This is a genomic window from Streptomyces sp. WZ.A104, from assembly GCF_002382885.1.
Lineage (GTDB): Bacteria > Actinomycetota > Actinomycetes > Streptomycetales > Streptomycetaceae > Streptomyces.
Window position 1 is genome coordinate 94,861 of sequence record NZ_NWVL01000011.1, and the last position, 15,531, is coordinate 110,391.

General features: G+C 72.9%; 12 protein-coding genes. 3 read left to right on the plus strand and 9 right to left on the minus strand.

Annotation, left to right across the window (positions count from 1 at the left end; genetic code table 11):
- Positions 1 to 2 precede the first annotated feature (2 nt).
- Positions 3 to 455 (minus strand): helix-turn-helix domain-containing protein, encoded by a 453-nt coding sequence (locus CIB93_RS08530; RefSeq protein WP_096625674.1) that lies wholly within the window; start codon positions 453 to 455, stop codon positions 3 to 5.
- Positions 456 to 482: 27 nt separating this feature from the next.
- Positions 483 to 851: a type II toxin-antitoxin system RelE/ParE family toxin gene (locus CIB93_RS08535; RefSeq protein ID WP_096625676.1), complete on the minus strand. Its 369-nt coding sequence runs from the start codon at positions 849 to 851 to the stop codon at positions 483 to 485.
- A 183-nt stretch (positions 852 to 1,034) separates the two neighbouring features.
- On the opposite strand from CIB93_RS08535, the gene CIB93_RS08540 reads away from it, so the two are divergent.
- From CIB93_RS08540 to CIB93_RS08550, 3 genes are all read left to right on the plus strand, one after another.
- A complete protein-coding gene (locus tag CIB93_RS08540) occupies positions 1,035 to 4,814 on the plus strand; it encodes an ABC transporter ATP-binding protein (protein ID WP_096625678.1) in 3,780 nt (1,259 codons plus the stop codon).
- Between the two features lie 150 nt (positions 4,815 to 4,964).
- Positions 4,965 to 5,330, plus strand: coding sequence for a hypothetical protein (locus CIB93_RS08545; RefSeq protein WP_096625750.1), 366 nt, complete (start codon positions 4,965 to 4,967; stop codon positions 5,328 to 5,330).
- A 97-nt stretch (positions 5,331 to 5,427) separates the two neighbouring features.
- Positions 5,428 to 6,912, plus strand: a complete 1,485-nt coding sequence (locus CIB93_RS08550) for a S28 family serine protease (protein WP_096625680.1) — start codon at positions 5,428 to 5,430, stop codon at positions 6,910 to 6,912.
- A gap of 111 nt (positions 6,913 to 7,023) precedes the next feature.
- Here CIB93_RS08550 and CIB93_RS08555 read toward each other — a convergent pair whose 3' ends face one another.
- The 7 genes from CIB93_RS08555 to CIB93_RS08585 all read right to left on the minus strand — a co-directional run bounded on the left by CIB93_RS08555 (position 7,024) and on the right by CIB93_RS08585 (position 15,366).
- Entirely contained in the window at positions 7,024 to 8,895 is a 1,872-nt protein-coding gene (locus CIB93_RS08555; protein ID WP_096625682.1) for a glycoside hydrolase family 3 protein, read from the minus strand.
- Between the two features lie 145 nt (positions 8,896 to 9,040).
- Entirely contained in the window at positions 9,041 to 10,264 is a 1,224-nt protein-coding gene (locus CIB93_RS08560) for a beta-ketoacyl-[acyl-carrier-protein] synthase family protein (RefSeq protein WP_096625684.1), read from the minus strand.
- On the minus strand, positions 10,261 to 10,521 hold the full coding sequence (locus tag CIB93_RS08565; RefSeq protein ID WP_096625686.1) for an acyl carrier protein: 261 nt from the start codon (positions 10,519 to 10,521) through the stop codon (positions 10,261 to 10,263). The genes CIB93_RS08560 and CIB93_RS08565 overlap by 4 nt, the downstream gene beginning before the upstream one ends.
- 10 nt (positions 10,522 to 10,531) lie before the next feature.
- Positions 10,532 to 11,608, minus strand: coding sequence for a beta-ketoacyl-ACP synthase 3 (locus CIB93_RS08570; RefSeq protein WP_096625688.1), 1,077 nt, complete (start codon positions 11,606 to 11,608; stop codon positions 10,532 to 10,534).
- Between the two features lie 16 nt (positions 11,609 to 11,624).
- Positions 11,625 to 12,467 (minus strand): SDR family NAD(P)-dependent oxidoreductase, encoded by an 843-nt coding sequence (locus CIB93_RS08575; RefSeq protein ID WP_096625690.1) that lies wholly within the window; start codon positions 12,465 to 12,467, stop codon positions 11,625 to 11,627.
- Positions 12,464 to 13,537: a 3-oxoacyl-ACP synthase III family protein gene (locus CIB93_RS08580; protein WP_096625692.1), complete on the minus strand. Its 1,074-nt coding sequence runs from the start codon at positions 13,535 to 13,537 to the stop codon at positions 12,464 to 12,466. Before CIB93_RS08580 ends, CIB93_RS08575 begins: the two co-directional genes overlap by 4 nt.
- Positions 13,534 to 15,366: an acyl-CoA oxidase gene (locus CIB93_RS08585; protein ID WP_096625694.1), complete on the minus strand. Its 1,833-nt coding sequence runs from the start codon at positions 15,364 to 15,366 to the stop codon at positions 13,534 to 13,536. Before CIB93_RS08585 ends, CIB93_RS08580 begins: the two co-directional genes overlap by 4 nt.
- Positions 15,367 to 15,531: the final 165 nt, after the last annotated feature.

The window sequence follows — 15,531 nt, forward strand, 5'->3', positions numbered from 1 at the left end:
CCTCAGCCGGTGGCCGCCGCCCTCTCCGTGCTCGTGTCCGCCTCCGCTTCGGTGGCGGACGCGGGCTCCGTGGAGGGCGGCTCCGCGCCTGCCTCTGCGTCGGCTGTGCGCGGAATGAAGGCGACACCGACGACACCCTCCGCGTCGGGCCGCAGGCTGAAGTCCGCGTCCATCGCCCGCGCGAGCCGGACCAACAGGGGCACGGTGGGCATGGAGCCGCCCAACTCCAGCTTCGAGACCTGCGGCTGGGTCATGTTCGCTCGACGCGCCAGATCGGTCTGGGCCAGGCCCAGCGCGGTACGCCGGTCGTAGACCGCCTGCCCGAGATCCCAGGCCAGATCGAGCTCCCGGCGGCGCCGTACGCGCTCCGCGCTCTCGGCGCTGTCCTCGCCCTCCGAGATGCTCTCGGCGACCTTCCGGTCCCGGGCAAGCTTCCACTGCGCGTGACTCACCATGTGGCTCTTCCTTTCCCGACGTCGCGTCTAGACATCGCGGATGAATGTGTCGTGGGCGGGCTCGTGTTCCGTCTCGCAGATCGCCTTGGCGCGCCTGGCCCGGGCGATCTCCGCATTCTCGCGCTGCCGCGTCTTGCGGAAGACGGTCAGCAGGACGACCCGGCGCTGTGGCGCCAGCCAGTACGAGATCCGTACGGCCTCACGATTGCGCCCCATCTCGAACCTGAGCTCCCGCACTCCGTCCCCGATGAACCGGGAGTGCGGTTCGCCCAGTGTGGTCGCGCTCCGGGCCAGCCTGCCCGCCGCGTGGGCCGCCCGCTCGTAATCACTCGCCGACAGGTTCGTCAGCCACAGTCGGACCTCCGGCTCGATCTCGATGATGAAGGGTTCTTTCATATCGCAGAGCGTATATATCCAACAGTGTATATCCACTTGGGGCGGGCAGGAAGTCCGCCGGACGAGTGACGGGGGTGCGCTCCGTTGACCTGGTGCTCGGCGGAGGTTTGTCGCGGAGGGATGAAATCAGCCCCCCGCCGCGTTGGTCCCTTCCGGAAGATCGAACCGGACGGGAGGCAACGCGTGACGGGCGCAGAGCAACAGGGGTGGGGCCGGCGGCTGACCGGGTACGCGTGGCGGTACCGGCGCAATGTCGTGCTCGCCCTCGGCTCGTCGCTCGCCGGGATGGCCGTCATGGCCCTCGTCCCGCTCATCACCAAGGTGATCATCGACGACGTCGTCACCGAGCACACCCGCTCCCTCGCGGTCTGGACCGGGCTGCTGGTCGCCGCCGCCGTCCTCGTCTACATCGCCACCTACATCCGCCGCTACTACGGCGGCCGGCTCGCCCTGGACGTCCAGCACGACCTGCGTACGGACATGTACGCGTCCATCGTCCGGCTCGACGGGAAGCGTCAGGACGAGCTGTCCACCGGGCAGGTCGTCGGCCGGGCCACCAGCGACCTCCAGCTGATCCAGGGGCTGCTGTTCATGCTCCCGATGACCATCGGGAACATCCTGCTCTTCCTCATCTCCCTGGTGATCATGGCGTGGCTCTCGCTGCCGCTGACGCTCGTCGCCCTCGCCGTCGCCCCCGCGCTCTGGTACATCGCCCGCCGCTCCCGTACCCGCCTCTTCCCGGCCACCTGGTACGCCCAGAGCCAGGCCGCCGCCGTCGCCGGAGTCGTCGACGGGGCCGTCTCCGGGGTCCGGGTCGTCAAGGGGTTCGGCCAGGAGGACCAGGAGACCGGCAAGCTCCGCGAGGTCGGGCGCAGGCTGTTCGCCGGGCGGCTGCGCACCATCCGGCTGAACTCCCGCTACACCCCGGCCCTCCAGGCGGTGCCCGCGCTCGGGCAGGTCGCCATGCTGGCCATCGGCGGCTGGCTGGCCACCCGGGGCGAGATCACCCTCGGCACGTTCGTCGCCTTCTCCACCTACCTCGCCCAGCTCGTCGGCCCGGTCCGGATGCTCGCCATGGTCCTCACCGTCGGCCAGCAGGCCCGCGCCGGTGTGGAACGCGTCCTGGAGCTCATCGACGCCGAGCCCTCCCTGAAGGACGGCACGAAGGAGCTGCCCGCCGACGCCCCGGCCGGGATCGAGTTCGACGACGTCCGCTTCGGATACGCTCCGCCGCGCTCCGCCTCCGCCGCTGACGGCGACGCCGGAAGCGGAGCCCCCGAGCGGACGGTCCTCGACGGGTTCTCGCTCACCGTCGAGCCGGGCGAGACCGTCGCGATCGTCGGCGCCTCCGGCAGCGGCAAGTCCACCCTCTCCCTCCTGCTGCCCCGCTTCTACGACGTGTCGCACGGGGCCGTCCTGATCGGCGGCCACGACGTCCGCGAGCTCACCCAGGCCTCTCTGCGCTCCGCGATCGGGCTCGTCCCCGAGGACAGCTTCCTGTTCTCCGACACCGTCCGCGCCAACATCGCCTACGGCTTCCCCGACGCCACCCAGGAACAGATCGAACAGGCCGCCCGCGCCGCCCAGGCCGACCGGTTCATCGCCGAGCTGCCGAACGGCTACGACACCACCGTCGGCGAGCACGGACTCACCCTCTCCGGCGGCCAGCGCCAGCGCGTCGCCCTCGCCCGCGCCATCCTGACCGACCCCCGGCTGCTCCTCCTCGACGACGCGACCTCCGCCGTCGACGCCCGCGTCGAGCACGAGATCCACGAGGCGTTGAAACAGGTGATGGAGGGGCGGACCACCCTCCTCATCGCCCACCGCCGCTCCACCCTCCAACTCGCCGACCGCATCGCCGTCCTCGACGGCGGGAAGCTCGCCGCCCTCGGCACCCACGAGGAGCTGGAGCGCACCTCGGCCCTCTACCGCCGCCTCCTCACCGACCCCGACGAGCTCGGCGGCACCTCGCCCGGCCACCGGCCACCGCACCCCGAGGCGGACCCCGGGGGCGACCGCGCCCTCCAGGAGGAGCTGGACGCCGAGTTCGACGCGGAGCGGGGCATCACGCCCGAGCTGTGGATCCGCAGGGAGGAGGAGCGGGACACCACCGTCGCCGGCACGCCCGCCACGCCCGAACTGCTCGCCCAGGTCGAGGCCCTGCCGCCCGCCACGGACACCCCCGACGTCGACGAGGCGCGCGCCGTGCTGCCCGAGGAGTCCTACGGGCTGCGCCGGCTGCTGCGCGGCTTCGGCGGGGCCCTGCTCCTCAGCCTCGGGCTCGTCGCCGTCGACGCGGGCATGGGCCTGCTCCTGCCGGTCCTGATCCGGCACGGCATCGACGAGGGCGTCACCCAGGTCTCGATCGGCGCGGTGTGGGCGGCCTCCGCGATCGCTCTGGCCGTCGTGCTCGTCCAGTGGGCCGCCCAGATCGGCGAGACCCGGATGACGGGCCGGACCGGCGAGCGGGTCCTCTACTCGCTCCGCCTGAAGATCTTCGCCCAGCTCCAGCGGCTCGGCCTCGACTACTACGAGCGCGAGCTGACCGGCCGGATCATGACCCGGATGACGACGGACGTGGACGCGCTCTCCACGTTCCTCCAGACCGGGCTGGTCACCGCGTTCGTCTCCGTGGTCACCTTCTTCGGCATCATGGTCGCCCTGCTCGTCCTGGACATCCAGCTCGCCCTGATCGTCTTCGCGACCCTGCCCGTGCTGATCGTCGGCACGGTCTTCTTCCGGCGCAGCAGCGTCAAGGCGTACGAACTGGCCCGCGAGCGCATCAGCGGCGTCAACGCCGACCTCCAGGAGTCCGTCGCCGGTCTCCGCATCGTCCAGGCCTTCGGCCGCGAGCACGACGGGGCCGCCCGCTACGCCGAGCGCAGCGACCACTACCGCCAGGCCCGGGTACGCGGCCAGTGGCTGATCTCCGTCTACTTCCCGTTCGTCCAGCTGCTGGCCTCCGTCGCCGCGGCCGCCGTGCTGATCGTCGGCGCGGGCCGGGTCGACAACGGCACGCTCACCACCGGTGCGCTGGTCGCCTACCTCCTCTACATCGACCTCTTCTTCGCCCCCGTCCAGCAGCTCTCCCAGGTCTTCGACGGCTACCAGCAGGCCGCCGTCTCCCTCGGCCGCATCCAGGAACTGCTGCGCGAGCGCACTTCGACCGCCGCCCCGGACGAACCGCTCGACGTGCCCTCCCTGCGCGGCGAGATCGCGTTCGAGAACGTCTCCTTCGCGTACGGGAAGGAGGAAGAGGCCCTCACCGGCATCGACCTGCGCATCCCGGCCGGACAGACCGTCGCCTTCGTCGGCGAGACGGGGGCCGGGAAGTCGACCCTGGTGAAGCTGGTCGCCCGGTTCTACGACCCCACGGGCGGCCGGGTCACCGCCGACGGCACCGATCTGCGCAAGCTCGACATGACCGCCTACCGGCACCGCCTCGGGGTCGTCCCCCAGGAGGCGTACCTCTTCGCCGGTACGGTCCGCGACGCCATCGCCTACGGGCTGCCCGACGCCACCGACGCCCGGGTGGAGGCCGCGGCCCGTGCGGTCGGCGCGCACGAGATGATCGCCACGCTGGAGGACGGCTACCTCCACGCGGTCGCCGAGCGCGGCCGCAACCTCTCCGCCGGACAGCGCCAGCTCATCGCGCTGGCCCGCGCCGAGCTCGTCGACCCGGACGTCCTGCTCCTGGACGAGGCCACCGCCGCCCTGGACCTCGCCAGCGAGGCCCTGGTCAACCAGGCCACCGACCGGCTCACCGGCCGCCGCACCACGCTGGTGGTCGCCCACCGGCTGACCACCGCGGCCCGCGCCGACCGGGTCGTGGTGATGGACCACGGGCGCGTCGTCGAGGACGGCACACACGCCGAGCTGCTGGCCCGGGACGGGCAGTACGCCCGCTTGTGGCGCGCCTTCATAGGCGAGGGCATAGGGGAGGACGAGCCCGCGGGGGTGTGAGCGGCGCGACGCAACCACCCGGAGGCCTGCTGCGTCGTAGCCAGGAGCGCAGCGGTGCGTACGGATGTCAGGCAGGTGGGGGCAAGCGTGTTCGAAAGAGTGGCGAGGTCGACGGGATCAGCGAGACCCGGGGGAGCGGTGCGGCGGCCGGTGCTGGTCCAGCTCCTCGTTCTGCCGCTGCTGGCCGGGGCGGCGCTGCTGGTCGGCGCACCCGGCACCGCGCAGGCCGCCTCCGTCTGCTCCGGCCGCCCGGCGAAGACGGTCGGGTTCTCCACGGGCGAGCTGCGCGTCTACAAGAGCCGCGCCCACGTCTGTGCCGTCACCGTCGCCAAGAAGCCCGGAAAGCGGCGGGTCATGAGCGTCGCCCTCCAGCCGCGCGGCGGCCGCGTCGTCTCGGACAAGGGCTCGTTCACGAAGATGGCGGGCCCGGTCACGGTCAACGCGCTGAACCGGTGTGTCCGGGCCACCGGCTCGATCGCCGGTAAGTCGGTGTCCACCGGCTGGATTCTGTGCTGACGGTGGACTGACGAGCTGTCACGGACAACTGGGTCTGGCGTGGCGTGTGTTGCCCCGATAAGTTCACGGCGACTGTTGTGAATCAAGGGGAGGGTGCATGCGCAAGGCGCTCACAGGGGTTCTCTCGCTCGCGGTGCTCATAGGCACGGCCGGTGCGACGGGGGCCTCGGCCGGTGCGGCCACCGCCGCTGAACCGACCGCGAAGCAGAGCAGCGGCGCTGCCGGAAGCGGCGAAGCGAGCAGCGAGGACATCAAGGACCGCATCCTGGCCATCCCGGGGATGAGTCTGATCGAGGAGAAGCCGTACGAGGGGTACCGCTACTTCGTCCTCGACTACACCCAGCCGGTCGACCACCGGCATCCGTCCAGGGGTACGTTCCAGCAGCGCCTCACCCTGCTGCACAAGGACGTGAACCGCCCGACGGTGTTCTTCACCAGCGGCTACAACGTCTCGACCAACCCGAGACGCAGCGAGCCGACGCAGATCATCGACGGTAACCAGGTCTCCCTGGAGTACCGCTTCTTCACCCCGTCCCGCCCGGCCCCCGCCGACTGGTCCAAGCTGGACATCCGGCAGGGCGCCGGCGACCAGCACCGGGTGTTCACGGCGCTGAAGAAGATCTACGGCAAGAAGTGGCTGGCCACCGGCGGGTCCAAGGGCGGCATGACCGCCACGTACTACGAGCGCTTCTACCCGAAGGACATGGACGGCGTCGTCGCCTACGTCGCGCCCAACGACGTCGTGAACAACGCGGACTCGGCGTACGACCGGTTCTTCCGCACGGTCGGCACCAAGGAGTGCCGCGACAAGCTGGCAGGCGTGCAGCGCGAGGCGCTGATCCGTCGGGCCCCGCTCCAGAAGAAGTACAAGGAGCAGGCCGCCGCCAACGGCTGGACCTTCAACACCACCGGCTCCCTCGACCGCGCCTACGAGGCCACGGTCCTGGACTACGGGTGGGCGTTCTGGCAGTACAGCCTGCTGGCCGACTGCGCGGACATTCCGGCCGACGCCAAGAAGGCCACCGACGACGACATCTGGGACTCCGTCGACGCCATCTCCGGCTTCTCCTTCTACGCGGACCAGGGCCTGGAGCCGTACACCCCGTACTACTACCAGGCGGGCACCGAACTCGGTTCGCCGGACATCAAGCAGCCCTGGCTCCGCAAGCTGAGCCGCTACGGCTACCAGCCCCCGCGCAACTTCGTGCCCCGCTCCATCCCGATGAAGTTCGACCGGGGCGCGATGCGGGACATCGACCGCTGGGTCAAGCGCAACGCCCGGCAGATGATGTACGTCAACGGCGAGAACGACCCGTGGAGCGCGGAGCCCTTCCGGCTCGGGCGCGGGTCGAAGGACAGCTACGTCTTCACCGTCCCCGGCGGCAACCACGGTGCCCGGGTCTCCGGTCTCCCCGAAGCCCAGAGGGCGAAGGCCACCGCCGCGATCCTGCGCTGGGCGGGCGTCGCCCCGGCGGCCGTCGAGGCGGACCCGGCGAAGGCCAAGCCGCTGGCGAAGTTCAACAAGAAGCTGGACCGGCGCAACGGCGAGATCGAGCGCGACGAGGCCGTGCTGCGCCGGTAGGAACCCGGTTCCGCGGGCGCGCCCGCCGGTCACCTTCCCTCTCCCGGTGACCGGCGGCGCACCCCACAGGCAGCAGCGGCGCGACGGCGCCGGTGCGCGGGGTGCGTGGTGTCAGCGGCGCGGGACCGCCGCCGTCCGGAGGGCGTAGGGCTGGTACGACAGCCCGTGGCCCGCCGGGTACAGCACCCGCGTCGGGTCGTCCGCGCGCTGTACCGGAACCGGCAGCCCGCCCCGCGGGTCGGCGTGGCCCGCGATCACCCGGGCGGCGGCGCGCAGTTCGACGTCCGTCCAGGAGTACGCGGCGAGGGCGGCCGCGATCCCGGTCCCGGTGAGATGGGCGATGTCGTACGGGTTGCGGATCGCGATGGTGATCACCGGGACACCGGTCGCCACGAGGGCGGTGACGAGGGTGCGCTGCGAGTTGCCCGCCGTGATGTTGTACGTCGCCACGATCACCGCGTCCTTGCCCTGTGCGGCGGCCACGGCTTCGGCGGTCTTCGCCCGGTCCGGGGCCGTTCCGGTGGACAGCGCCCGTGCGGTGAATCCCAGTTCGCCGAACGCCTGGGCCAGGGTGCTGGTCGGCGGGCCCGTCGTCCCGGAGGGGGAGGCGGGATCGGCCCCCACCACCAGGAGGTCGCGGTGGGAGCGGCGGGAGAGCGGAAGCAGGGAGCCGGGGTCCTCCAGCAGGGTCGTCGTGCGCTCGGCGATCCGGTCGGCGGAAGCCAGGTGGGCGCGGATTCCGACGGTACGGTCCACGCCCCGGCGGCTGACGAACGGATCGCGGAACAGGCCCAGTCGGCTTTTGAGCCGCAGGATGCGCAGGATCGATTCCTCGACCCGCGCCTCACTGATCTCGCCACTTCTGACCGCCTCCAGCACCGCGTTCCAGGCGACGGAGAGGTTCGGCGGGTTCAGCAGCTGGTCCACGCCCGCCAGCAGGGCGAGCACCGGGACGCGGTCGTCGCCGTACTTCATGCGCACCGCCTCCATACCGAGCGAGTCCGTGACGACGACCCCGTCGAAGCCCAGTTCCTCGCGGAGGACGCCGGTGAGGATCGGCCGGGAGAGCGTGGCCGGGTCCTCGGCCGGGTCGAGCGCGGGCACCACGATGTGCGCGGTCATGACCGCGTCGATACGGGCGCGGATCGCGGCGCGGAACGGCGGGGCGTCCAGCTCCTCCCACTGCGCGCGGGTGTGCTCGATGACCGGCAGTCCGGTGTGGCTGTCGGTGCTGGTGTCGCCGTGCCCGGGGAAGTGCTTGACGGTCGACGCGATCCCGGCGCCCTGATACCCCCTCACCTGGGCCGCGACCAGGGCGGCGACCGTTTCGGGTTCGGAGCCGAAGGACCGTACGCCGATGACCGGGTTGGCCGGGTCGACGTTCACGTCGGCGTCCGGGGCGTAGTTCTGGTTGATGCCGAGAGCGGCCAGTTCGGTGCCCGCGATCCAGGCGGCCCGGCGGGTGTCGGAGGGCGAGCCGCCCGCGCCCAGGGCCATCGCGCCCGGCAGTAGCGTGGCGGGTTCGCCGACCCGGCAGACGATGCCGTGCTCCTGGTCGGTGGAGACGATCAGCGGGACGCGGTGCCGCTCGGCGAGGGCGGCGCGCTGGAGGCCGTTGGAGAGGTCGGCGATCTGGTGCGGGTCGCGGGTGTTGCGCGCCCAGGTGAAGTAGATGATGCCGCCGACGTGGTACGTGGAGATCAGTTCGGCGGCGTTGCGGACCCCGATCTCTTTGAGGTTCGCGTCGATGTCGGCCTGGTCCGGGTCGGTGGCGGAGTGTCCGTACACCCGCATCACGAAGAGCTGGCCGACCTTCTCCTCCAGGCTCATCCCGGCGATGATCCGCCGCAGCCGGCGGTCGGTGTGGGTGTTCGCGGGGTGCGCGGATGCGGTGCCGGATGCGGCGAGGGCGCCGGTGGCCGCCGCCGCGGTGGCGGCCGCGGTGGCGGTGAGGAGGGTGCGTCTGGAGGTGCGGTGGGGCACGTGAGCTCCTTCCCGGGGGTGAAAGAAACTTCCAAGAAGGTACGCTTATAGGGAAAGTAACTTCCGGTCAAGGGTCCCGGCCGCAGGCGGAGCGATACGCGCGCGAACGAGTGGCGGCCCGCCGCCGTGCCCACCGCGCACCCCGTCAGACGCCCGTGAGGGCGAGGACCGTGTTGTGTCCGCCGAAGCCCAGGGAGTGGCTGAGGGCGAGACGGACACGCTGGGGCCGGGCGGCGGTGCGGACGATGTCGATGCCTGCCGTGGCGTCGTCAGGGGTCGTGAAGTTGGCCGTGGGGGGAACGGTCGCGCGGGCGATGCTCAGCACGGTCAGTGCCGCCTCGATCGCGCCCGCCGCCCCCATGGTGTGCCCCAGGACGCCCTTGGCCGAGGTGACCGAAGGGCCGCCCCCGCAGCCGTACAGCTTCCGGATCGCCGTGGCCTCCACCGCGTCGTTGAGCGCGGTGCTCGTGCCGTGGGCGTTGATGTGGTCGACCTCGCCCGGGGTGCGCCCCGCCCGGGCCAGCGCCTCCCCGGTCGCCGCCCGCAGCCCTGCGCCCTCGGGGTGCGGGGCGGTGGGGTGGTGGGCGTCGCCGGTGGCCCCGTACCCGGCGAGGAGCGCCGTCGGCCGGACCGACCGGGCGGCGGCGTGGTCCGCGCGCTCCAGGATGAGCACCCCGCAGCCCTCGCCCAGCACGAAACCGTCGCGGTCCAGGTCGAACGGGCGCGAGGCGCCACCGGGGTCGCGCTCGCGCCGGGACAGTGCGCCCATCTTGGCGAACGCCGAGGCGCACAGGGGTGTGACCATGGCGTCCGTGCCGCCCGCGACGGCGATGTCGCACGCCCCCGCCCGTAGCAGCAGACAGGCCGTGATGATCGCTGTCGTGCCCGAGGCACAGGCCGTCGAGGTCTGCAACGAGGGCCCGGTGGAGCCGAGTTCGAGGGCGAGTTGCCCGGCGGCCATGTTGGGCAGGAACGCGGGCAGCGTCATGGGGGAGAGCGCGCCGGGCCCGGAGGTGAGCAGTTTGCGGTGCTGGGTCTCCAGGGTGCCGATGCCGCCCGCCGCCGTGCCCACGACCACCGCGACCCGCCCCGGCGTCCACTCGGCCGGATCGAGCCGCGCCGAGGCGAGGGCCTCGCGGGCGGCGGTGAGCAGGAACCGGGTGGCGGGGTCGAAGCGCCAGAGCCGCCCCCGTACCCGCTCCTGCGGCGGTACCCGGCACGAGAGCCGCACCGGCGCGCCCGCGTCCGCCAGAAGGGGGTCGGTGCGCGCCGTCGCCCGCCCGGCGCACACCGCTCTCCAGGTCTCTTCGGTGCCGATGCCGCCGGGTGTCACCAGGCCGATCCCGGTGACGGCGATGTCCTCGCTCACGGTGTGGCCCCGGACGCCCGGTCCGCGTCGAGCAGTTCCGCCACCGAGCGGGCCACCTCGTCGACGGTCAGTTCGGCGGCGGCCTCGGAGTCGTCGAGCGGGACGCCCCACTCCTCCTGGAGGGTGACGTAGAGCTCCACCACGGCCAGGGAGTCCAGTTCCAGGTCGCCGAGGGTGGCGTCGGGGCGTATGAGATCGGCGGCGACCTCGAACTTGTCGCCGAGCAGGGTCACGAGGCGGGTGTAGACGTGTTCCATCGGGGGCTCCTCACAGGGGTCGTGGCGGTACGGAAGGGGCTGTACCAAGAGACGTGGCCGCGTCCGGCTCCTCGGCCAGCGGACTGACACCGGGCCAGGTCAGCGCGGCGGACGCCCAGGTGAAGCCGCCGCCGAACGCGGTGAGCAGGCAGCGTTCACCGGGCGCCCGCTGAACGGCGGGGTCGGCGAGGACGAGGGGGATGGAAGCGGCGGCGGTGTTGCCGAGCTCGCGGATGTTGCCGAACCGGTGCGCGGGCGCGATCCCCAGCCGGTCGCCGACGGAGTCCAGGATGCGCTGGTTGGCCTGGTGGCCGATGAACGCCCGTACGGAGTCGGCCGTCCAGCCCGCCCGCCGCAGCACGGCCTCGGAGGACCGTGTCATACGGCGCACGGCGTGCGCGTAGACGGCACGGCCCTCCATGTGGAAGAAGTGCGCGTCCGGGGCGGGCGGCGGCAGATGGCGGGGGTGACGGGCGCCGCCGCCCGGGATCGTGATCGCGGCCCGCCCACTGCCGTCCGCGCCGAGGTCGGTGGCGACGACGGCCCCGGGCTCGTCCGGTACGCCGGACCGCAGGAGCACGGCACCGGCCCCGTCACCGAAGATCGGGGCGGTCGTCCGGTCGGACGGGTCGACGATGGCGGTGTAGGTCTCCGCCGCGATGACCAGGGGCGTGGCGCACATCCTGCCGCGCACCAGGCCGGTCGCCACGGCCAGCGCGTACAGGAATCCCGAGCAGACCGCCGACACGTTGAACGCGGCCACCGTTGCGAGCCCGAGCCGGTGGGCGACCTCCGGGGCGGTCGCCGGGCAGGGGTGGTCGGGGGTGGAGGTGGCCAGCAGGACGAGGTCCGGGCGGGCGCCCCCGGCCGAGGCGAGCGCCGCCCGGCCCGCGCCGACCGCCAGGTCGCCGGTGCTCGTACCGGGCGGGGCATGGCGGCGGCGCTCGATCCCGGTGCGGCCCCGGATCCAGTCGGCGTCGGTCAGCAGCGCGCCGCGCGCGATGACGGCCTCGTTGTCGACCACGGGCGGCGGGAGGCAGGAGCCGACACCGGAGACGACGGCGGTGGTGGTGCGCGTGGTCTGCATGCTCAGGCCTCGGACCTCAGGCCGCCGCGAAGGGCGAGGACGGCTTCGGGTGGCCGGCCAGACCACCGTCCGGCACGGCCAGCCCCCCGTCGACGACCAGCGCGTGGCCGGTCACGAACGACGCGGCGGGGGAGGCGAGGAAGAGGGCAGCGCCGACCACCTCGTCCGTCGTGGCCCAACGGCCCATCGGCACATGGCTGGTGAGCCAGTCCGACAGGACGTCGGCCTCGCTGGCGAACGTGGTCATGTCCGTACGCGTCCATCCCGGGCAGAGCGCGTTGACGCGGATCCCCTGCCGGGCCCAGCCGACGGCCAGGCTGCGCGCCAGCGACAACTGGGCGGCCTTGGTGGCCGCGTACGCCTCCATCATCGGGGTGCCGACGACCCCGGCGACGGAGGACATCAGGACCAGGCTCGCCCGCGCCGACTCCAGCAGATAGGGGTGGGACGCCCGGCAGACGGCGGCCGTGGCGTTGAGGTTGACGGTGATCACCGTCTCCCAGTCCCCTTGCTCGGCGTGCTGGAGCGGCAGAAGCAGCGGGCTGCCGTCCTCGGCCGTGGGCAGGGTGCCCGCGTTGTGCACGACGACGTCGAGCCCGCCGAGCGCCGCGGCGGCCCGGTCGACCAGGGCTGCCGCCACGCCCGGTTCGGCGAGGTCCCCGTCGAGGGCGACGGCCTTGCGGCCCCGGTCCTCCACCGCCCGTACGGTGGAGTCGAGGGCGGACAGCGTCCGGGCGGTCACCACCAGGTCGCACCCCGCGTCGGCGAGGCCTTCCGCTACGGCCCGGCCGATGCCCCGCGAGCCGCCGGTCACCAGGGCGCGGGCGCCGTCAAGGCGGAAGAGGTCCACAGCGTTCATGGCAGGTTCCTTTCTGACACGTTCGATACGGAGGGGTCGGAGGTGGGTGTGGGCGGGGGCATCAGCGCGCGGGCCCCGCTCCAGGTGAGGAGTGCGCTGCCCCAGGTCATCCCGGCGCCGAACACGGTGAGCAGCACCCGGTCCCCGGGCCGCAGCCCATGCCGGGCGGCAGCGGCGGCGAGCGCGTACGCGGCGCTGGCGGCCCCGATGTTGCCGACCTCCTCACCGACGACGACCAGCCGGTCCGGGGGGATGCCGAGCTCGCCGCCGAGCCGCCGCAGCAGTACGGGGTTGGGCTGGTGGCAGACGAAGCACGCGATGTCCCTCACACCGAGACCGGCCCGGTGGAGTGCCTCGGTGATCAGCCGGGGCAGCACGTCGACGATGAAGCGGCTGACGCTCCGCCCGTCCATGCGGATGTGGTGGCTACCGGCGGCGAGCGTGGCCGGGGCGGCGGGCAGTCGGCTGCCACCGCCCGGGATCAGGACGAGCCCGGCCTGCGTCCCGTCGGAGCCGAGCCGGAAGTCCGCGAACCCGTACGGTTCGTCCACCGCCCCCAGTACGGCGGCGGCCGCCCCGTCGGCGAAGAGCACCGAGGTGCCCCGGTCGGTGCGGTCCAGGAACTTGGAGTAGGCCTCCACCCCGACCACCACCGCGTAGCCGTCCTGTTCGGCACTGCGCAGCCAGTCGTGGGCGACCTTGGCCGCGAACAGCCAGCCGGAGCAGGCCGCGCCGACGTCGAGGGCGACGGCCCGGTGCGCGCCCACGGCGGCCTGGACACGGCACGCGGTGGCGGGCCCCAGCTCGTCGGGGGTCGAGGTCGCGCAGACCAGCAGGCCGATGTCGGCGGCGTCGATACCCGCGGCCCGGACCGCCGACCGGACCGCGTGGGCGGCAAGGTCGGACGCCGCCTCGTCGGGGCCCGCGACATGACGGGTGAGGACTCCGGTGCGCTCGCCGATCCACTGGGCGGACACTCCGGCATCGCGGGCCACGTCCTCGTTGGTGCGGACGCCGGGCGGGAGGTGGGTGCCCAGGCCGAGGACTCCGATGCGGCGGGCGGCGGTCATGAGGTGGCCCCGTGCGTCCAGACGAGCGCGGCGTCCAGGGCGTCCCGCTCGCCCTGCTCCTCGAATATCTCGACCAACAGTGGCAGTTGCTCCAGCACGGCATCGCACAGCCGGTGGACGACGCCGGGCAGCGCCTCGAACTCCGCCGGTTCCAGGGTCCCGAGTGCGAGCAGTGGACCGGCCCAGCGGCGGGCGTAGAGGATGCCGTGCAGGGCGGCCAGGGGAGTCAGGGCCCGGACGAGGTCGGGGTCGTGGAGCCGTTCCAGTACGCGGGTGACGTCATCGGCCATGAGCAGCACGGCCCGGACCTCACCCAGGACGCCGGCCTGCTCCAGCAACGGGTTCCACCGCTCGAAGGGGTCCAGGGAGGCATCGGTCGCGCCGTGCCGTATCAACTCCCTTGTGAGAGCGGCCTGGTGGAGTCGCAGGAGGGTGGGCCACCAGTGCGGGGAGGTGGGGTCCGGGGTCTCCTGCGGCTCCGGCTCCTTCCCTCGGTCCTCCTCCACGAGGGCGCGGCCTATGTCGTAGAAGATCAGCTGGCTGTCGCCGCCCGCTGTGTCGAAGGCGTGGTGGAAGCCCTGGTAGGCGGCGAGGTGGTTGGCGGTCAGCTGGCCCGAGAAGCCGCACCGGTGCTGGCACTCGGCGGTGAGGCGGGCGGCGGTCCGGACGGTGACGGCCTTGTAGGCGGCCAGCGGTCGGCTGACGGCCGCCCACGGCGTGAACCCCATGGACTCCTCGCCGCCCGGCGGGGATGACGCGGCGCTGCCGGCTCCGGTCCGTGCGGACAGGGCCCCGTCGGCGGCGCACGTCAGGGCGAACGCGTCGGCCAGCGCGCCGAGGACCACGGTCTGCTGGCTCCGGTACGCGAGCAGGGGCACCCCGGGGGCGAGCCGGCTCTGAGTACGGCGCTGCCGGGCGTAGTCGACGGCCCGGACGGCGGAGCGGCGGGAGGTGGCGGCGGCGACGGCGGGCATGGCTGCCCACAGCCCCTGCCCCACCCGCAGGGTCCGTTGGAGGCGCTGCTCCGGGGACCCGGCGGGATCGTGGAACGTCGTCCTGCCGTCATGGCTGATCCGGGCCCCGTCGGAGAGCCAGTGGGCAGGGGGCACCCGCAGGCGGTGGAACCGTACCTGTACGTAGTCGAGCGGCAGGGCGTCCAGGGCGATCGGCGCGGACAGCTCGACCCCGGGGAGCGGACCTCGCTCGTCGGTGAGGGCGACCATGAACGCGAAGACCCCGCGGTCGACGCCCTCGACGAAGAGCCGGGCCAGGACCACGCCCGTCTGCTCGACGCCCCCCGTACCCGCGCTCCCGAACTTGGCGGCGCCCGGCTCGGGCGTGTGCAGGACGAACGAGCCGTCGGCCGGTTCGAAGTCGGCGCGGGTGCCGGTGGCGAGGTGGCTGTTGGCCTGGCCCACCTCGGTGATCAGGTAGACGCCCTTGGCGCGCCCTTCCCGCAGCGCCGACAGCCGGGGCTCCAGACCCTCGGGGTCGTCGGAGAGCTCGGTCAGCGAGCCCAGGCAGAGCAGATGGTGGACCAGGCCCGCCAGGCAGAGGGGCGGGTCGGCGACGGCGGCGCAGGCGTGGACGGCGGCGAGCCGGGCGGGGTCGTCGAGGATGCCCGCGCCGGGCGGCAGCGCCTCGCTCATCGCCCGCAGCCGCCGCAGCAGCACCTCACCCCGGCCGGGCCCGTGGACCGGACCGGGGTCGTCGGCGAGCGCTTTGCGCAGAGCGGACAGGGCGGCGAGGGACGGCGGATCGCAGAAGCCCTCGATCAGTCGGCGCACTTCGTCACGGGCGCTGTCGGGCAGGGAGGTGAGCAGCGGCATGGGTTCTCCGGTGGGCGGGGGGTTTCCTGGGCGGATGGGCCGGTTCGCGGGTGGGCTCGTTGCCTGGGCGGATGGGCCGGTTCGAGGGCGGGCGATGCCGGTCGTGCTGGTCCTGCGGTGCGGGCAGGCGGGCGGGGCGCTGCTGCCCGGGGACGGCCGTGGCGG